Origin of the sequence: Vitiosangium sp. GDMCC 1.1324 (genome assembly GCF_003044305.1) — a bacterium.
Lineage (GTDB): Bacteria > Myxococcota > Myxococcia > Myxococcales > Myxococcaceae > Archangium.
Window position 1 is genome coordinate 244,425 of sequence record NZ_PZOX01000001.1, and the last position, 18,861, is coordinate 263,285.

Sequence of the window (18,861 nt, forward strand, 5' to 3'; positions counted from 1 at the left end):
AGGGGTTCGGCTGTTTCGTCACGGTCGAGTACCCGGAACAGGAACCTTCAATGGCCCATCCCGCCCCTCCGCATGTCGAATCCGCCCAGGCCCAGGTCGCCGGCGCCCTCCAGCAGATCGAGGGCAAGCCGGTGGATCTCCTCAAGGCCCCCTGGACGGAGGTAGAAGCGTCCGTCCCCAAGCTGCTCGGCGGCGCCTTCCAGGTGAACAACCCGAACCACCAGGTGCTGGCACTGGGCCTGGCCGGTGCCTTCGCCGAGCGTCTGGCGGGAGAGCATGGCGCCTTCTGGTTCCTCAACCGGGAGTCTCCGGAGGGGGCCTCGCTGGGCTTCCCGGACGCGCTGCTGGTGGTGTCGCCGTTCAACGAGGTGATGAACGCGCTCGCCCAGGGCAAGCTGGCGAGGCTGGACGAGGTCTCCGCGGGCATCCGCCGCCGTCTGGGCGAGGTCCGCTTTGGGGCCGGCGCCGGCGCGCAGAAGCTGGGCCCCGCGGACTACCAGCGGCTGATTGATCCGGGCTTCATGCAGTTCCTGGTGATGGATCCGGCCAAGACGCAGAAGGCGCTCGAGTCGAAGCCGGACGTGCTGCAGCGGGAGATTCGTGACGCACTGGGTCGAACCCAGCTTCCGCCGGAGGTGCGCCAGCAGTTCGAGGGGCAGGTGCTCTCGGTGCTGCCGCAGATGGATCCGAACCGGACGTTGGCGGATCAGGTGGAGATGGCGCCGCGCATCGTGGAGCTGATGGGCCACCTGTTCGGCACGGTGGGGAGCACGGGGGCGGCGCAGAACGAGTTCTGGGGCCATCTGATCCTCCCGATGCTGTTCATTGGCGCGCCGGCGAGCTTCCCGCCGGTGGACGAGGAGGAGATCCAGGCGTTCACCCAGGGGGTGTCGCCGATGGAGCTCTTCGTGGACGTGGTGCCGCACTCGGTGCAGGCGCCGGAGGACGGGCTGCTGGGCGCCTTCGAGCGTTCCGAGGTGAGCCCGATCCACCCGGCCTTCGAGAAGTCGCGGGCGCCGCTGCACCTGCTGAAGCTGGACGCGGCGCGCATCAAGCCGCTGCTGGAGCGCTTCGATGCGAACCAGATGGTGGACGCGGTGCGCCGCTTCACGAAGTACATGGAGGAGAAGGCCGGTAAGGGCGCTCCGCCGAACCCGCAGAACGAGGAGATGCTGAAGGCGGCCACGGTGCTGCTGACGGATCTCAAGCGGGCGGTGACCGAGGGCAAGGGCCAGCTGTGCCTGCGCCAGATGACCGAGGGCGACGCCATGTCCGAGCAGGTGATGACGGCGGTCCGCCAGGCGCTCAACGCGCCGCGCATCATCCTGGCCTGAAGCCGCTGCCGTCCGTCGTCCCAGGGGGTGCACTGCCATGAGCGGTGCACCCTCTTTCATTTCAGTCGAGCAGCGCTTCCAGGGCGGCGCGGGCCTCGGGCGGGAGCCGGTGTCCCACGAGCTCCAGTCCTCGCCGTGAGAGCGGCTGGTAGACGGCCACCGACTCGGGAGGGAGCGCCGCGAGGTGGGCCGCCACCACCCCCGAGTCCCCCCGGGCGATGGGTCCGGTGTACCCGGCCGAGAGGCCCCGGGCTTCCACACCGCGCAGCGCCGAGCGCGTCAGCGGAAGCAGCGCGGCGAGTGCATCCTCCTCGGAGATACCGGCGGCCCGGAAGGCTTCCACCGCGGCGGACAGGGCGGCCACCACGCCTCCCGCGCTCAGCACGGCTCCGGCATGGTAGGCGGCGCGTTTCTTTTCCGGCACCCGGAGGGCTCGCAGACCCACGTCCTTCGCCATCCGCTCCAGCGCGTCGCGCAGCCAGCGGGAGCGGGTGCTGATCGCCACCGAGTTCCCGGCCAGCGAGTCGCGTGGATCCGACACCGCGACCAGGGGATGGAAGGAGCCCAACACCCGTCCGCGAGGAGGGCCCAGGGCCTCCAGGGAGAGCGCACCCGCGCAGTGCACCAGGGCCGCGCCGCGCGCCAGCCGGGGCTTCAGCTCCTCGGCGACCGGGGACACTGACTTGTCCGGCACACACAGCAGGCACACGCGGGCCTGGGCGACATCGGCGTCCGTGGCGGGCTTCAGCCCCAGTTCGAGGGCGCGTCGCCGGCCCTCCTCGGAGCGCGCCAGGACGCGCACGTGCCAGCGCTTCGCCGCGAGCGCGAGGGCCAGCGCACCCCCCAGCCGGCCCGTGCCCACCACCACCACCCGCGGGCGACTGGGACGCGAGGGGCTCATGGGCTCAGCGGCTCTCGCGCTGGAACTGCAGCTCTCCGGCCCGCACGGTCACCCGCACGCGATCGCCCGCCATGAACTCTCCGGCGAGGATCCGCTCGGCCAGGGGCGCCTCCACCAGCCGCTGCACCACCTGGCGCATGGGCCGGGCGCCCAGCTTCGGATCGAACCCGCCCGACTTCATCAGCAGCTCCACCACCTCCGCCTCGGCCACGTACTCGATGCCCTTCTCCGTGGTGAGCCGCCGGCTGCTCTCCTCCAGCAGCATCGTGGCGATGCGCGCCACCTGTCCCTCGGCCAGGGGACGGAAGGGGAGCCGCTCGTCGATGCGGTTCCACAGCTCGGGCGGCAGGGCCTGGCGCGCGGCGTTGCTCGCCGAGTCCATGTCGTTCTGCCCGTGGCCCTCCGCCGAGGCCCCGAAGCCCAGCGCCCGGCTGGTGCGGTGGAAGGACTCCGCGCCCAGGTTCGTCGTCAGGACGATGACGGTGTTGGAGAAGTCGATGTGGCGGCCCTTGCCGTCGGTGAGGCGTCCCTCCTCCAGCACCTGGAGCAGGAGCAGCTGTACCTCGCGGTGGGCCTTCTCGATTTCATCGAGCACCACCACGCACGAGGGGCGGCGGCGCACCGGCTCGGTGAGCTGGCCCCCATCGCCATAGCCCACGTAGCCCGCGGGCGAGCCGATGAGGCGCGACACGCCATGGCTCTCGGACATCTCGCTCATGTCCAGGCGCACCAGCAGATCCTTGCTGCCGAAGAGCACCTCGGCCAGCGCGCGGGCCATCTCCGTCTTGCCCACGCCCGTGGGGCCCAGGAAGAGGAAGGAGCCCATGGGCCTGCGCGATGCGAAGCCCGCGTAGTTGCGGCGGATGACGCGGGCGATGCGGGAGACGGCCTCCTCGTGGCCGATGACGTGCTCGCCCAGGTCGGCCTCCAGCCGGAGCAGCCGCGCCGAGTCCGTCATCAGCAGGCGCTCCTCGGGGATGCCGGCGATCTTCGCCACCACGCGCGCCACGTCCGAGGCCTCCACCAGCTCCTTGCCCTCGCGGCGGCAGCGCGAGCCGGCCAGGTCCACCACGGAGATGGCCTTGTCCGGCATGAAGCGGTCCGTCACATAACGCGAGGCCAGGGACGCGGCGGCCTCCAGGGAATCGGGGGCGTAGCGCAGGCCGTGGTGGTCCTCGTAGCGGCCGATGATGCCCTGGAGGATCTCCACCGTCTCCGGCACGGACGGCTCGTGCACCACCACCGGGGTGAAGCGCCGCTCCAGCGCGGGATCCTGCGAGATGAACTTGCGGTACTCGTCGTGCGTGGTGGCGCCGATGCAGGGGAACTCGCCGCGCGCCATGGCCGTCTTCAGCTCGTTGGCGGCGTCCTGCGGGCCCTCGCCGGTGGAGCCCGCGCCCACCAGCGTGTGGATCTCATCGATGAAGACCACCACGCGGCCCTCAGCGCGCCGCACCTCGTCCTTGAGGGCGTTGAGCTTCTCGGAGAACGAGCCGCGCAGCTGGGTGCCGGCCACCAGCGTGGCCATGTCCAACTCGAGGAGGATCTTCTCGGCCAGGGTGCCGCGCAGCTCCAGCAGGCGCTGGGCCACGCCCTCGACCACGGCCGTCTTGCCCACGCCGGCCTCGCCCAGCAGGCACGGGTTGTTGGTGCGCCGCTTGCCGAGGACGTCGATGACCTCCTCGATCTCCTTGGCGCGGCCCACCACCGGATCCAACTTCCCCTCCTGGGCGAGCCGGCTGAGGTTGCGGCCCAGCGAGGTGAGCAGGGGGAAGCGCTTCTCGTCGAGCACGAGCGCGGGCGCGGCGCGGGCCGGGCTGGGCGGGGGGCGCGGTGCCGGGGCGGGAGCGGGCACGGAAGGCGGCGGAGCCGGAACCGGAGCCACCAGCGGTGCGGCCGGGGTCAGGGCGGCGGGGACCGGGGTCGGGGCGCGCGTCGGCACCGGGGGCACCGGCGTGGGCTCGGGGGCGTCGGCCGTGTCCTCGTTCACCTCGTCGATGAGGTCGCGCGGGGAGATGGCGGGCCGGGACGGCGTCCGGGGGGCCACGGGGGCGGGGCGGGGCGCGCTCAGCGCGAGGGCGGACGCGGGCGGCGCCGAGGGCGGGGCACCCAGGGGCCGGCTCGGCCGGGGCAGGCCCACCGTCATGGCGTTGCGGCCCGGCTGGAGCCTCCGGGGCATGGCCCCGCTGAGACAATAGGAGAGGGCGGTGTTGCCCAGGTTGATGAGGTGCAGACCTGTCCGGGCCAGCAGATCGCTCGCGGCGCAGCGCAGGCGGGTGAAGGCCACCAGCAGGTGCATGCAGTCCGTCTCGCGCGCTCCGCTGCTCTGGGCGATCTCCCTCGAGCGCATGCACAGCTCGCGCACGAGCCCGTCCTGCTCCGAGGGCTGCGAGGTCATCCTCTCCAGGAGGCTGTCCTCGTCGATGCCCTTCTCCCTCAGGAGCATCTGCGCCCGGTTCTCCACCGTGAAGAGGGCCAGGAGCACGTGCGCCGAGGTAAGCTTCTGTGCCACGCTCTGGGCGATGTCATTGGCTTCGTGGAGGACCTGAGCGAGATCCGTGCTGTCGACCATTCGAGCTCCGGCAGGCGGGCAGGCGAGCAAATACACCCTTCGGATCCGCCCCGCAAAATTTCCGCTACAGGTCGCTACATCTCCCACCTTTCATAAGCGAGGATGCGGGGAATGGCCCGCTCGCCAGCCTGTTGGGCGCCCGCTGTCATCCGGCTTGCAATAGGGGCGGCTCCTGGGCGTACATCCGAACGTCCCCTCATCCCATCTTATGAGCTCAATCGTCCAACCCACCCGCGTGCTCCTGGATCCGCTCGATGCGACAGGTGCCGCCATCGAGGCCCGGCGCTGGTTCTGGCCCCTTCTGATCCTCGCCCTCTGTGTGTCCGCTTCCGGGACGGCCTTTTCCCTCCGCTGGGATGCTGGCCCGGCGGTGGTGCAGGAACTGCAGATGACCGGCAAGCTCGACCGGATGACGGAGAGTGAGATCTCCGAGGAGATCCAGACGGCCTCGCGCAAGGCGCTGGTGGCGGGGATCGCCAAGGGCGTCTTCGTGATGCCGATGATGACGCTGGTGCTGGCGGCGGCGCTGTGGGTGTTCGCCTGGCTGTTCGACAAGTCCGCGCCGTTTGGCCGGCTCATGTCGGCGGCGGCGCTGGCGATGCTGCCCATCGCGCTCTACCACCTCGTCTTCGCCATCTGCGCGCTGGCGCAGTACTCGCTCACCGAGGCGCGCGTGCAGGACCTGGTGCCCTCGAGCCTGGCCGCGCTGGGCGGGCTGTCCCCGAAGATGAAGCAGGTGCTCAAGGGCGTGGATTTCTTCAACCTGTGGAGCGTGGGTCTGCTGGGCCTGGGTTTCTCCGCGGCCACGGGGATGCGCAAGGAGCGGGCGGTGCTGCTGTGCCTCGTCCTCTACGTCCTGTACATCGGGGTGTTCTCCATCGGCGTGCCCGCGATGATGGCGGGTGGGCCCGGTGGCGGCCCGCGCGGTCCGGGAGGTGGCCGATGAGCGCGCTCGTGCTCGCGGCGGTGCTCGCCGCCGCCCCCACCCCCATCAGCCTGGAAGATGCCCGTGCCCGGAGCCGGGAGAACACCCAGGCGCTGACGGCCGTGCTGCAGGCCTCCTCCGCCGAGCAGGACGTGCGCGTTGCACGCTCGTCGCTGTTTCCCCAGGTGGGCTTCCGTGCCGGGGCGAACGTGAACTACAGCGGCCCGGCGCGCGCCTACAACGTCGTGTCCGTGGGCGGCGAGTTCGAGCAGCAGGCGGGCAACGTGAAGGAGGTGACGATCCCCGGGTTCAGCCTCGGCATCACCCTCTCGCAGCTCATCTATGACCGGGCCGTCTGGGCGAGGCTGGAGCAGAGCGGTGCGCAGTTGGAGGCGCAGCGGGGCCAGGCTCTCGAGCAGCGGGACACCTCCGAGCTGGAGGGCATCCAGCGCTTCTTCTCGCTCTTCCGGACCCAGGCCACCATCCAGGTGCTGGAGGCCAACGTGAAGCGCAGCGAGGAGCAGCTCGAGCGCGCCCAGGCGCTCTTCCAGGCGGGCCGGGTGGGCAAGGCCGAGGAGCTGTCCGCGATGGTGAACCTGGGCAACGACCGCATCGCCGTGGTGTCGAGGCAGTCGCAGCTCGCCTCGGACCAGACGCAGCTGGCCACGTGGCTGGCCATGCCGGGCACGGAGTCCGTGGTGGCGGTGGATCCGGGAGTGATGACCCAGACGCCCGCCCCCGCGCCGTCCCTGGAGCAGGCGCTGGCCGAGGCGAGGGCCCGCCGGCCGCTGCTGGTGGTGCTGCGGCAGCAGCTGCGCGTGGCGGAGCTGCAGGAGAGCATCGCCCACGCCGGCTACATCCCGCGCTTGTCCCTGTCGGGTTCCCTCCAGCGTTCCGGTCCCGATCCCCTGGTTGTTCTCACCCAATGGGGTCTGCAGAACGGGGTGACCGGAGGCATCTCGCTGCAGTGGGACCTCTTCAACGGCTTCACTACCCAGGCGCAGACGCGCCGGGCGCAGTACCAGAGCAAGATCGCCGAGCTGAACCTGCAGCAATCCGAGCGCGAGCTCGAGGGCTCGGTGCGCCAGGCGCACGCGGCGCTGGTGGCGCAACTGGCCTCCCTGGAGCTGGCGACGGCCAACCGCAAGGCGGCCTCCGACGCGCTGGTGCTCGCCCAGGAGCGTTTCAGCGCGGGCGTCAGCTCGACGCTCGAGGTGCGTGACGCGCAGCTCAAGCTCACGCAGGCCGAGCTGACTTTGTTGGAGAACCGAATCAACGTGGAACTCGCCCGCTTCGCAGTGATGCGGGCCATGGGGACGCTGGCCCCGGGAGAAGCGAAATGAAGTGGTGGAAGGCGGTCATCGCAGGCGGTCTGTTCCTCGGAGCGGCGGCCATCACCGCCGGTGGCCTGAAGGATCGGCCTCCTCCCTCGGTGGAAGCGACGGTGACGAAGGCCCGCAAGGGCAGCATCACCCGCACCATCACCGGCGCCGGCAAGGTCCAGGCGGCCACCACGGTGAAGATCTCCTCCAACCTCTCGGGAGATCTCATCGAGCTGCTGGTGAAGGAGGGGGACCGGGTGACGAAGGGCCAGGTGCTGGGCCGCATCGATCGCAAGCGCTATGAGGCCTCGACGAAGCAGGCGCAGGCGGCGCAGTACGCGGCGCGCTCGGACGTGCAGGTGGCCCAGGTGGAGGCGGATCGCACCGCGGCCGAGCTCACCCGTGTGGAGGAGCTGGGCAAGAAGGGGCTGGCCTCGGCGGCCGAGGTGGACCAGGCGCGGGCGGCCCGGGACTCGGCGGCGGGACGGCTGGCCTCGTCCCAGCAGCGCCTGGCCCAGGCCTCCGCCGCGAACGAAGAGGCGCAGAGCAACCTCTCCAAGACGACCCTGCTGTCTCCCATCGACGGCAACGTCATCGAGCTGTCGCGTGAGGTGGGTGAGCGGGTGCGTGGCTCGGACTTCTCCGAGGACGTGGTGATGACCATCGCCGCGCTCAACGTCATGGAGGTGAAGTTCGAGGTGGGCGAGCACGAGGTGGTGCACCTCAAGCCCGGCCAGCCCGCGGAGATCACCGTGGACGCGCTGGAGGGGGAGACGTTCCAGGGCTCGGTGGTGGAGATCGCCCAGAAGGCGCTCATCAAGAACCCGGGCACCGAGGCCGAGGTCACCACCTTCCCGGTGACGGTGGCGCTGAGCACGCGGCCGGCGCGGGTGCTGCCGGGCATGAGCGCCGAGGTGCGCATCTCCGCGGAGACGCATGACGACACGGTGCTCGTCCCCATCCAGTCGGTGACGGTGCGTCCGGAGAAGAGCCTGCCGACCTACAAGCCGCCGGTGGAGGGCGCCACCCTCACGACGGGCCGCCGCGCGCAGACGCTGACCAAGGTGGTCTTCGTGGTGGACAAGGACAACAAGGCACAGATGAAGCAGGTGCGCACGGGCATCGCCTCCGACACGGATCTGGAGATCCTCGAGGGCATCGATCCGGAGGACAAGGTGGTGGATGGCCCCTTCCGCACGCTGTCCAAGGAGCTGAAGCACGGGGATACGGTGCGCGAGCCGCAGCCGGGGGGTCCGGGGGGTCCGGGCGGCAGGGGTGGGCAGAAGTCGTGAGCGAGTCCAACGGCGCCGGCTCTCCCCGGCTCATCGATGTGCAGGACGTCACCCGCGTGTTCCACGTGGGTGGCGAGGAGGTGCGCGCGCTGCGCGGCGTCTCCTTCGGTATCAGCCGCGGCGAGTGGGTGGCGATCATCGGCCAGTCCGGCTCGGGCAAGAGCACGCTGATGAACGTGCTGGGGTGCCTGGACACGCCCAGCAGCGGCCGCTACCTGCTCAACCACAAGGACGTGTCGCGCATGACGGACGACGAGCTCGCCGTGGTGCGCAACGAGGAGATCGGCTTCATCTTCCAGACGTTCCAGCTGCTGCCTCGCGAGACGGCGCTGGCCAACGTGGAGCTGCCGCTGGTCTACCGGGGTATCGGGGCCAGGGAGCGGCGCGAGCGGGCCAAGGCCGCACTGGCGAAGGTGCACCTGGACCACCGCATGCATCACAAGCCCAACGAGCTGTCGGGTGGCCAGCGTCAGCGTGTGGCCATCGCCCGGGCGCTGGTGGCCGAGCCCTCCATGCTTCTGGCGGACGAGCCCACGGGCAACCTGGACTCGGCCACGGGCGAGGAAATCGTACGGTTGTTCGAAGAACTGCACCGCGCCGGAAACACCCTGGTGCTCGTCACGCACGAGCCGAAGCTGGCGGCGCGCTGCCCGCGGGCCATCCGGCTCAGTGACGGGGAGATCGTCGCGGACGGCCCCGGGCGCCAGGTGGCCCTGGGCGATGCGGCCTCGCCCCAGGCGCAGGCCGTGGGGGGCACATGAGCAAGGCGGTGCGAGTGGATGTGCTCGAGGGGGCGCGCATCGCGTTCTTCTCGCTGGGTGCCAACCGGATGCGCACGGTGCTCACCACGGTGGGCATCGGCATTGGCGTGGCCACGCTGCTGGCCATCGTCGGCATCATCCAGGGGCTCAACTCCTCCTTCGAAAAGCAGCTGGCCGGCATTGGCTCCAACACCCTCTACCTCTCCCGGTTCCCCTGGGTGATGAAGGGGGACTGGTGGCAGTACCGCAACCGGAAGGTCTTCACCCTGCCGCAGGTGGAGCAGATCCGCTCGCAGGCGTCGTACGTCACCGCCATCTCGCCCTACGTGAACCGCAACGCGGACGTGTCCTTCGGAGGTGAGCAGCTCTCCGCCGTGGACGTCGGAGGGGTGTTGCCGGAGTACTTCTCCATCTCCGCCTACGAGATTGTGTCCGGGCGACCCCTCACCAGCGCGGACGATGCCGTCACCCGGCCAGTGGTGGTCATCGGGGGCTCGGTGGTGGATGGTCTCTTCCCGGGGATGGATCCCGTGGGCCGCACCATCCGCATCGACGGCCGGCCCTTCCAGGTGGTGGGGACCCTGTCGCGCAAGGGCAAGCTGCTGGATGAGGATCAGGATCTGATCGTCATGATTCCCTTCAAGACGTTCTACGCCGTCTTCGGCAAGGGCCGCCCCTTCAACATCGCCATCGCCATCGAGCGCGCGGAGGACATCAAGAAGGCGGAGGATCAGCTCGTGAGCGTCGTGCGGCGCGTGCGAGGGACGCCCCCCGGGGAGCCGGACGACTTCTCCATCAACCGCCCGGAGCAGCTGGCCCAGACCTACGAGCAGCTCACCGGAGCGCTCTTTGGCGTGGCGGTGGGCGTGGGCTTCATCACCCTGCTGGTGGGCGGCATCGGCATCATGAACATCATGCTGGTGTCGGTGCGCGAGCGGACGCGGGAGATCGGCATCCGGCGCGCGCTCGGAGCCCGCAAGAGAACCATCGTGTTGCAGTTCCTCATGGAGGCCTCCGCCGTGTCCGCGGTGGGCGGCCTGCTGGGCACGGTGGTGGGGCTGGGGACGGCCAAGGTGGTCTCCCTCATCACCCCGCTGGCGGCGGATGTGCAGATGCTCACCGTTGTCGGCGGCGTGGGCTTCGCCGCGCTGGTGGGGCTGCTGTTCGGCATCTGGCCGGCGGCTCGGGCCGCCAACCTGGACCCCGTGGAAGCGCTTCGCTACGAGTGAGCCGGCATGTTCCTCTTCTTCTCCTCCAGCCGGAAGGGCACCAAGAGCCCGCGCCAGAACTTCGTGGCGGCCTCCGTCGACAACCTGCGGCTGGCCTTCGGCACCTTCCTGGGCAACCCGCTGCGCTCGCTGCTCACGCTGCTAGGCATCGTCATCGGCGTGACGACGGTCATCACCATGATGGCCCTCATCGAGGGCCTGCGCATCAAGGTGAACAATGACTTGTCGCAGCTCGGCGCCAACACCTTCCAGGTGAGCAAGTGGCCCTCGGGCTTCGGCCGGGTGAACTGGCAGAAGTACGCCAAGCGCAAGGACCTGACGCTCGACGACGTGCGCGCCATCCAGGAGTCGTGTCCCTCGGTGGGCGTGGCGTCCGCGGCGGATACCCAGGGCGGCCAGAAGATCTCCACGTCGAGCATCGTGACGCGGCCCTCGGTGCGCGTTACGGGCGCCACCGCCGAGTACGTGGACACCAGTGGCATCACCATCGCCGCGGGGCGCTTCTTCGGCCAGGTGGAGGCGGTGGACGGACGGCAGGTCGCCGTGTTGGGGCTGGACGTGGTGGAGACGCTCTTTCCGGGCATGGAGCCGCTCGGCCAGGAGATCCGCATCAAGGGCCGCCCCTTCACCGTGGTGGGCGTGCTGCAGCGGCGCGGCAGCTTCCTGGGCATGGTGAGCATGGACAACGTCATCGTCATGCCGCTGCTGGCCTATGAGACGCTCTATGGCGATGTGGATTCGGTCGGCGTGTCGGTGCAGGCCTCCTCGCCGGAGCTGCTCACCAAGGCGCAGGAAGAGGTGACGAACCTGCTGCGCCGCCGGCGTGACGTGCCCCCGTTGGAGCCCAACGACTTCGAGGTGCGCACCAACGAGTCGATGACCGAGACCTTCAACAACCTGTCCCAGGTGATCACCATCGCCAGCTTCGGCGTGTGCCTGCTGTCGCTCGTGGTGGGCGGCATCGGCATCCTCAACATCATGCTGGTGTCGGTGACGGAGCGGACCAAGGAGATCGGCATCCGCAAGGCGCTGGGGGCGCGCAAGTCGCGCATCCTCGGCCAGTTCGCCACCGAGGCGGTGATGATGGCGCTGCTGGGTGGAGCCATCGGCGTGGGGCTCGGCTTCGGCCTGGCCTTCCTCGCGCGGTGGATGCTGGGCTTCAACACCATCGTGCCCGGCTGGGCGGTGGCGCTCTCGCTGGGGATGAGCTCGGGCGTGGGGCTCGTGTTCGGCATCTACCCCGCGGCACGCGCCGCGAGGTTGGATCCGGTGGAGGCCATGCGCTCGGAGTAGGGCGCACGGCCCCGGCCGCCCGCTACGGCGCGGCGGCCACACCCACGGGGCAGCTCACTCCGGTGCCCCCGATGCCGCAGTACCCGTTCGGGTTCTTCGCCAGGTACTGCTGGTGGTAATCCTCGGCGTAGTAGTACTCGGGTGCCTGGCGCAGCTCCGTGGTGATGGGCCCGTACCCCGCCTTCGTGAGCACCTGCTGGTAGGCGTCGCGCGAGGCCTCGGCCGCCTTCCGCTGCGCGTCGTTCGTCCAGTAGATGGCCGAGCGGTACTGGGTGCCCACGTCGTTGCCCTGGCGCATGCCCTGGGTCGGATCGTGGTTCTCCCAGAAGACCTTCAGGAGCGTCTCGTAGGAGACCTGCTTCGGGTCGTACACCACGCTCACCACCTCGGTGTGGCCGGTGCGGCCGGAGCACACCTCTTCATAGGTGGGGTTGGGGGTGAGGCCTCCCGCGTAGCCCACCGAGGTGGAGTACACGCCGGGCGTCTGCCAGAACTTGCGCTCGGCCCCCCAGAAGCAGCCCAGGCCGAAGATGGCCTGCTGCAGGCCCTCCGGGAAGGGGGCCTCCAACGGTGCGCCGTTGACGTAGTGCTTCTTGGGGACGGGCATCCGGGTGGAACGGCCCGGCAGGGCCTCCTCCGCGGTGGGAAGCTTCTGCTTGTTGGGATTGAGGATCTTCCACATGCCCCCAAATTAACGCGGAGTATGGGCTCGTGCCGGGAATGTGTTGCATTTCAGGCCCGTGACGGAGCAGGCGAGCGTGTGGGGAGGCGCTCCCACCCCCGAGGGGGTGGGGCTATAGAGCGCTCGCCATGGCGACTCTTTCCATCTTCAAGTCCCCGGACGGGCGCGCTGCCTTCAAGGACGTCTACGACAGGAGCCTGGGCCGCTGGCCCGTGGCCCTCGAGACACTCTTCGTGCCGACGCGCTTCGGGCGGACCCATGTGCTCGCGAGCGGGCCTCGTGACGCCCCGCCACTCCTGCTGGTGCCCGGGATGACGGGGACCGCGGCCATGTGGGCTCCCAACATCGCCGCGCTCTCGCGCGACCACCGGGTGTACCTGCCGGAGTTGGTGGGCGACCTCGGGTGGAGCGAGGTGGAGCAGCCGTTGCGCAATCGCGACGATGGTGCCACCTGGTTCCGGGAGGTGATGGACGGGTTGAAGGTGGAGTCCGCCGTGGTGGGAGGGCTGTCGCTGGGGGGCTGGCTGGGCCTCAACCTCGCGTTGAAGGAGCCCTCGCGCGTGCGGGGGCTGGTGCTGATGGCTCCCGCGGGGGGCTTCGTGGAACTCGGGATGCAGTTCATCCTCCACGTCTTCCCGTGCATGTTCTTCCCGTACCGCCCCGTCATCGACTGGGCCCTGCGGTGGATGTGTGCTCCAGGCAACACCCCGCCTCGCGACTTCGCGGAACTCTTCACGGTGGCCATGAAGCACGGTCGTCTGCAGGTGCGGGTGCGGCCGGACAGGTTCCCCGAGGAGGAGCTGCGGCGGCTGCGCGTACCCACGCTGTTGCTGGTGGGGGAGAAGGAGGTCATCTGCGGTGGCTCGGCCCTGCTGGAGCGTGCGCGGCAGCTCGTCCCCGGCATCCAGGCCGAGCTCGTCCCGGGTGCCGCCCACCTCCTGTCCGGCGAGCGGCCCGAGCTCGTCAACGCGAGCATCGTTCGCTTCCTGGAGGCGCTCGCACGGCCGATCGTGGCCGCCTGAGTTAGAGTGGGGCATTGATGACGGCTCCCTCCTCCAAATCCCCTGAGACGCCCGCGCCGGTTCCTTCCGAGCGTCCCCGCCTGATCATCAACGGGGAGCCCGTGCGGCCCGAGGATCTCGGACGCAACCTGTCCGCGTCGGTCCTGCTCCGGCTGAGCATCACGAAGGAACCGTATGTGCCGCCCGAGCCGCTCCCCGAGTTGTCACCACCCCCGGTGGAGGTCACTGCCTTCTCAGCGCTGCGATGGGGGATCCTCCTCGCGGTGCTCGGTCTGGTGGCGGTGGCCGCGCTGCTCTTCCTGCGGTGAACGGCCCGGAGCGGGCGCCGCTCAGCCCTCGCGTCCCCGTCGCTGCTGGCGGTCCTCGCGGGTGCCGATGAGCTGCCGGTAGGGCACCACGCGCAGCAACTCCGCGAGCGTGGTGTGGCCGGCGGCGATCTTGTCCAGCGCATCCTCGACGAGTGTGCGGAAGCCGTGCTCGCGTGCATGCCGGCGCAACTGGACGCCGTGGGCGCCGCTGGCGATGAGATCCTGCATCGCCGAGTCCACCACCAGCAACTCATAGATGCCGATGCGCCCGCGGTATCCGGTGTGGCGGCACTCCTCGCAGCCCCGGCCCGCCTGGAACTGGATGCCGTCCAGCAGCGGGCCGAGCAACTCGCGCTGCTCCGGGGTGGGCTCGGTGGGCGCCATGCACTTCTCGCAGTTGCGGCGCACGAGCCGCTGCGCCAGCACCGCGAGCAGCGAGTCCGCGATGTCGGTGCTCTCCAGCTCCAGGCCGCGCAGCCGTCCCACGGCGCCCACGGAGTCGGCGGTGTGGAGCGTGCCGAGCACCACGTGTCCGGTGGCCGCCGCGTTGAGGGCCATGCTGCCCGTCTCCAGGTCGCGGATCTCCCCCACCAGCATCACGTTCGGATCCTGGCGCAGCAGGGCGCGCAGCAGCGCCGCGTGAGACAGCTGCGGCGTCACTTCCTTCTGGTTCACCTTGGGGACGTAGTACTCGATGGGGTCCTCGGCGGTGATGATCTTCTTGCGCCCGTCGTTGAGCTGCGCGAGCGCTCCGTAGAGCGTGGTCGTCTTCCCGCTGCCAGTGGGGCCGGTGACGAGGATGAGGCCCTCGGGGTTGGACAGCAGCTGGAGGAACAGCCGCTCCATGGCCGGGTTCATCCCCAGCTTGCTCACGGGCACCAGCCCCACGCTCGAGTCCAGCACGCGGATGACCACGTCCTCGCCGCCGGGGCTCGGTGTCACGCTCACCCGGAAGTCGAGGACCTTCTGCTCCTCGCCCCGGGCGATGACGGCGCGGATGCGGCCGTCCTGGGGCCGGCGGCGCTCGGTGATGTCCAGCCCGGCGAGCACCTTGAGGCGGCTGACCACCTCCTGCACGGACTCGGGATCCATGTCCGTATGGGACTGGTGGAGGATGCCGTCGATGCGGTAGCGCAGGTCCACGTCCTCCAGGTAGCTCTCGATGTGGATGTCCGAGGCCTTGCGCTCGAGCGCGCCCGCGAGCAGGTCATCCACGAGCTCGACGGGCGTGGGCTCGCGGTGGGAGTGGGGGCGCTTGCGGATGACCAGGTCCGCCTTCGTCTGGGCTCCGACGCCGAAGCCGGCCTCCAGGGCCTTGTCGATCTCATAGCGGTTGAGCTTCACCGCCTGGATGGGGCGCTGCAGGTAGTCGGCGATCTCCAGACGCAGGGACGAGTCCTCCGGGTGCAGCATGCCGATGGAGACGGGCGCATCGGGCGCCTTCGCGTCGACCTTGCCAAGGACCACCACCATGTTGCGGCGGCAGAACGGCTCCGGCAGCCGCCGGATGGAGTTTCGATCGAGGCTGTATTGCGCCAGCTCGGAGAAGGACTCGGGCCCCTGTGCCATGGCCAGGGCATAGCACGCCAGCACTCGGGCCCAGGACGCCAGCCGCACGATGCGCGGCACGTCTCCTCGCACCGGCACCAGGGGAGGGTGCGGACAAGGGTTCGATATGTGGCGTCTCGAGCTTCGTTCCCCTGCCCGTGCTCCGAGCTGCGGTGGGAGCATTCCGCAATGCCAACGTCTGGCTGGGCCGGAGGGCCTGGGCTCAGGGGGGTCGTCATGAAGATGCGTCGCGCGTTCGTCTCCATCTCGCTGGTGGCGGTGCTGGGGGGCTGCCCCACACCACCGGAACCGGTGGGACCTCCGCCGGAGGAGCAGGGACCCTCCTTGTCCGACACACCGCTCTGGACGCTGGAAGCTCCCGCTTCGCTCCGGCAATCCTGCTTCGGTTTCTCGATCGCGCTCGGAGACGTGAATGGGGATGGCCATCAGGATCTGGTGGTCGCCGCGCCTCCGTGTCCGGGGATGACGGGCAAGGGCTCGGTGGTCATCTACGCCGGCAACGGCGCGTCCTTCGCCTCTGAGCCAGTCATCGCGGAGGTGGACTGGCAGAACTCCAACCCGTCCGCGAGCGGACGCGGCATGGTGGTGTCCATCGGCAACGTGAACGGGGATCGCTTCGCCGACATCCTCGTCCGCTCCCAGTACACGGGAACGCTCGTCTTCGCGGGTGGGGAGGATCTCGGGAAGGTGCTCCAGACGCCCCTGTTCCGCGTGCCCTTCCTGGGCGTTCACTACGTCGGATTCCTCAGCGACCTGGATGGGGATGGGCTCGATGAGCTCGTCAGTGCCCAGGGCGCGAAGAGAACGGTCTCCATCTATCGCGCCACCCCCGGTGCGGAGGCTCCGTTCAAGCTGGTGAAGACCTTCCCGGACACCCTGCTACGGGTCCTCCCGGTGGGCGATCTCAACGGAGACGGAAGGAGGGATGTGCTGTTCGGGGCCTCGTCGGGCTCCGCGCTCTACCAGGGGTGTGCACCGGAGGCGGCCGGGGTCTGCGAGGGCGGGTTGTCGGTCGCTCCCGCGTGGAAGGCCCCCGAGGCGGTGGTGGGGTTCTTCCCGGATCAGAACGGGGATGGATTCCCGGAGGCCGTGCTCAGCTACCAGTACCTGGGCCGTGTGGCTGTTCACCTCGCCCAGCCGGAGGGAGGCCTCTCGCCGACGCCGATCTGGAGCATCCTCGGCGACGCGGCGTACCCGAGTGTCTCGGCCCCGTTCTACTTCGTGGGGGACCTGGACAAGGACGGCAAGGAGACGGAGTTCCTGCTGGGGGCGCCGGGACGGCTGTACGCGTTCTTCCCGAACCAGGCGCTCTCCTCGGAGCTGCGCCCCGATTGGGCCTGGCCAAGGAGCGACGCGCTGGGGCCGGAGTTCCCGGGCTTCGTGCGTTACGCGCCCATCCGCGCCGGGGATCTCAACGGGGACGGCTACGCGGACATCATCGCCGGTCTAGCGCCACCGTATGACATGCTGGCCCCAACGACGTCGCCACGGCCAGGACGGGTGGTGGCCTTCGGTGGTGGCAGGAGACAGTCCTCGTCTCCCGAGCCCTTCCTGCGGGCGGCCGCGTCGTGCGGACTGGCGATGAGCGGGGGCAAGCCGGACGTGACGGTGGACGCGGACGTCATCTCCCGTTCGGTGTATGCCGAGCGGCGGAGCTTCTCGGAGACGGCCTGCGAGGTGGTGGAGCGGTGCGTGGGGGCTCCCGGAGACCGGCGGCTGCTGCGCTTCACCGTCGCCATTCCGAACCTGGGCTCGGGCGCGGTGCACATCCCGTCCCCCGAGGAGCGGCCGGACCTCTACGAGTTCGACTCCTGCCACCAGCATGATCACCTCGTGGGGTTCGCGCGCTACGAGCTGCTCGATGCCCACAACGAGGTGGTGACCGTGGGCCGCAAACAGGGCTTTGCCCTGACGGATATCGTGCCCTACTGCGGCGACGCGCCGGAGCCGTTCATGGCCGTGGATGGTTCCCAGGGCATCTCGCCGGGCTGGGCGGACGTGTACGTGGCCGACTACCCGTGCCAGTGGTTGGACATCACGGATGTGCCGGACGGCACGTACACGCTGCGCGTGGGCGTGGACAGGAACGACCTCATCGACGAGGACGACGTGCGGCCGAACTCCGTCGACGTGAAGGTGAAGCTCTCCAGCGGCACCGTGGAGGTCGTCCCATAGGCGTGTCCCGTGCGAGCCCTATTTCGCCGGCTCGCACCCGCAGCCGCAGTCGTCGAAGAAGGGCACCTTGTTGGGATCGCAGACGAACCGGATGGCCGCGCACCGGTTGGGGTCCCTCGAGACGTAGCTGCGCTCCGGCTGGTCACAGGCGCCCTTGTCGGGTGCCTTCTGGCAGAGGCCGCCACAGTCGGCGCCACCGTTGTTCGGGTCGCAGTCGTCCGAGGGATCATCCACGCAGACGTAACCCTCGGGGCAGGGGATGGCGGCGATGCCCCCGCAGAAGCGGGCCTTCTCCTGATTCGTGGGTGGGTTCTGCGCCTCGGCCGTGTTCCTGCACCCCGTTCCGAAGAGCACGGCCCCCGCGATGAGCACGCCGCACGACATCAGCCGGATGACCATGAGTCCCTCCTCCTGGTAGGCAAGAAATCGGGCGCGCGGCACCGTTCGGGGAGATGAGCGGCGGGCAGACAGGCGCTCGAAGGGCCGTTCGGGGCGCTCGGCGGGGCGACGAAGTTTCTTCCCGCGGCGGTTCGATGTAGATGTGGCTCCCACATGGGCAGTCGGACGATGAAGCTGAATCAGAGCAGCGGCAAGCTGAAGTTGAAGCAGGGCACCACCGGCAAGACGAAGCAGGTGAGCGCGGTGGGCAAGAAGAAGTCTCCCCCCTCGCGCGGCGGGCTGCTGGGCCGGTTGTTGATGCTGGCGTTCCTGGGGCTCGTGGTGTTCGCGTCCTATGAGTACGCGAGCCTCCCGTCCGCGGAGCCCCTGCTGAAGCAGAACCCCAAGACGACGGCGCTCATCGAGCAGCGCGCGGAGGAGGCGCGGGACGCCGACCAGAAGCCCCGGCGCCGACAGAGCTGGGTGGGGCTGTCGAACGTGTCGAGGCACGCGATCGACGCGGTGCTGCTCTCGGAGGACGCGAGCTTCTACCTGCACGAGGGCGTGGACACGAAGGAGTTGGAGAACGCGCTGGAAGACGCGGTGCGCAAGGGGAAGCTGGGGCGGGGCGCCTCGACGATCACTCAGCAGCTGGCGAAGAACCTGTGGCTGTCCACGGACCGGAGCCTGCTGCGCAAGGGCAAGGAGCTGATCCTGGCGCACCGGCTGGAGGAGTCGCTGCCGAAGAACCGGATCCTCACCATCTACCTGAACGTGGTGGAGTGGGGGAACGGCGTGTACGGCATCGAGGCGGCGGCGCGGGAGCACTTCGGGATCGCCGCCTCGAGCCTGACGGCGGCGCAGGGGGCCATCCTGGCGTCGATGCTGCCGGCGCCGCGCAAGCGTTCGGTGACCTCGGGCTCGAAGGCGCTGATGAAGCGGGCGCACTGGATCATCGAGCAGATGGAAGCGGTGAAGCGGCTGAACGGCGAGCAGGCGCAGCTGGCGCACGCGGAGATCGATCAGCTCCTCAGCGGGAAGAAGGCCGAGGAGCCCGAGGACGAAGCAGAAGGCTGACCCCCTGCTTCCGCTACACTG

Annotated in this window: 16 protein-coding genes; 11 read left to right on the top strand and 5 right to left on the bottom strand. The window is 69.5% G+C overall.

Going from position 1 to position 18,861, the window contains the following annotated elements; translation table 11 throughout:
• Positions 1–50 precede the first annotated feature (50 nt).
• On the top strand, positions 51–1,334 hold the full coding sequence (locus DAT35_RS00885) for a hypothetical protein (RefSeq protein WP_108064956.1): 1,284 nt from the start codon (positions 51–53) through the stop codon (positions 1,332–1,334).
• Between the two features lie 61 nt (positions 1,335–1,395).
• Here DAT35_RS00885 and DAT35_RS00890 read toward each other — a convergent pair whose 3' ends face one another.
• A complete protein-coding gene (locus tag DAT35_RS00890; protein ID WP_108064957.1) occupies positions 1,396–2,235 on the bottom strand; it encodes a Rossmann-like and DUF2520 domain-containing protein in 840 nt (279 codons plus the stop codon).
• 4 nt (positions 2,236–2,239) lie between these two features.
• A complete protein-coding gene (locus tag DAT35_RS00895; protein WP_108064958.1) occupies positions 2,240–4,807 on the bottom strand; it encodes an AAA family ATPase in 2,568 nt (855 codons plus the stop codon).
• 208 nt (positions 4,808–5,015) lie between these two features.
• Between DAT35_RS00895 and DAT35_RS00900 the strand changes: the two genes are divergently transcribed.
• The 6 genes from DAT35_RS00900 (at position 5,016) to DAT35_RS00925 (ending at position 11,629) form a co-directional block, all read left to right on the top strand.
• A complete protein-coding gene (locus DAT35_RS00900; RefSeq protein WP_108064959.1) occupies positions 5,016–5,753 on the top strand; it encodes a YIP1 family protein in 738 nt (245 codons plus the stop codon).
• Entirely contained in the window at positions 5,750–7,075 is a 1,326-nt protein-coding gene (locus DAT35_RS00905; RefSeq protein ID WP_108064960.1) for a TolC family protein, read from the top strand. The genes DAT35_RS00900 and DAT35_RS00905 overlap by 4 nt, the downstream gene beginning before the upstream one ends.
• Positions 7,072–8,346 (top strand): efflux RND transporter periplasmic adaptor subunit, encoded by a 1,275-nt coding sequence (locus tag DAT35_RS00910; protein ID WP_108064961.1) that lies wholly within the window; start codon positions 7,072–7,074, stop codon positions 8,344–8,346. The genes DAT35_RS00905 and DAT35_RS00910 overlap by 4 nt, the downstream gene beginning before the upstream one ends.
• Positions 8,343–9,107: an ABC transporter ATP-binding protein gene (locus DAT35_RS00915; RefSeq protein ID WP_108064962.1), complete on the top strand. Its 765-nt coding sequence runs from the start codon at positions 8,343–8,345 to the stop codon at positions 9,105–9,107. The genes DAT35_RS00910 and DAT35_RS00915 overlap by 4 nt, the downstream gene beginning before the upstream one ends.
• The gene (locus DAT35_RS00920) at positions 9,104–10,336 is read left to right on the top strand and encodes an ABC transporter permease (protein WP_108064963.1); all 1,233 of its coding nucleotides are present in this window, start codon (positions 9,104–9,106) and stop codon (positions 10,334–10,336) included. Before DAT35_RS00915 ends, DAT35_RS00920 begins: the two co-directional genes overlap by 4 nt.
• A 63-nt stretch (positions 10,337–10,399) precedes the next feature.
• Complete coding sequence (locus DAT35_RS00925; RefSeq protein WP_108065594.1) at positions 10,400–11,629, top strand: ABC transporter permease; 1,230 nt, start codon at positions 10,400–10,402, stop codon at positions 11,627–11,629.
• 22 nt (positions 11,630–11,651) lie between these two features.
• Here the strand turns inward: DAT35_RS00925 and msrA are convergent, their stop codons facing one another.
• A complete protein-coding gene (gene msrA / locus DAT35_RS00930; protein WP_108064964.1) occupies positions 11,652–12,311 on the bottom strand; it encodes a peptide-methionine (S)-S-oxide reductase MsrA in 660 nt (219 codons plus the stop codon).
• 128 nt (positions 12,312–12,439) lie between these two features.
• Here msrA and DAT35_RS00935 point away from each other — a divergent pair, with 128 nt between their 5' ends.
• Together DAT35_RS00935 and DAT35_RS00940 are read left to right on the top strand one after the other, a co-directional pair.
• Positions 12,440–13,333 carry an alpha/beta fold hydrolase gene (locus DAT35_RS00935; RefSeq protein WP_108064965.1) on the top strand — a complete coding sequence of 298 codons (894 nt, stop codon included), beginning with the start codon at positions 12,440–12,442 and terminating at the stop codon, positions 13,331–13,333.
• Between the two features lie 17 nt (positions 13,334–13,350).
• Positions 13,351–13,641, top strand: a complete 291-nt coding sequence (locus DAT35_RS00940) for a hypothetical protein (protein ID WP_108064966.1) — start codon at positions 13,351–13,353, stop codon at positions 13,639–13,641.
• Between the two features lie 21 nt (positions 13,642–13,662).
• Here the strand turns inward: DAT35_RS00940 and DAT35_RS00945 are convergent, their stop codons facing one another.
• Positions 13,663–15,270, bottom strand: coding sequence for a GspE/PulE family protein (locus tag DAT35_RS00945; protein WP_233261238.1), 1,608 nt, complete (start codon positions 15,268–15,270; stop codon positions 13,663–13,665).
• Positions 15,271–15,426: 156 nt separating this feature from the next.
• Between DAT35_RS00945 and DAT35_RS00950 the strand changes: the two genes are divergently transcribed.
• Complete coding sequence (locus DAT35_RS00950; RefSeq protein ID WP_158501499.1) at positions 15,427–17,385, top strand: lysyl oxidase family protein; 1,959 nt, start codon at positions 15,427–15,429, stop codon at positions 17,383–17,385.
• Between the two features lie 18 nt (positions 17,386–17,403).
• On the opposite strand, the gene DAT35_RS00955 is transcribed toward DAT35_RS00950, so the two are convergent.
• Entirely contained in the window at positions 17,404–17,784 is a 381-nt protein-coding gene (locus tag DAT35_RS00955; protein ID WP_108064968.1) for a hypothetical protein, read from the bottom strand.
• Between the two features lie 168 nt (positions 17,785–17,952).
• On the opposite strand from DAT35_RS00955, the gene mtgA reads away from it, so the two are divergent.
• Positions 17,953–18,840, top strand: coding sequence for a monofunctional biosynthetic peptidoglycan transglycosylase (gene mtgA / locus DAT35_RS00960; protein WP_108065596.1), 888 nt, complete (start codon positions 17,953–17,955; stop codon positions 18,838–18,840).
• The last annotated feature ends 21 nt before the right edge of the window (positions 18,841–18,861 follow it).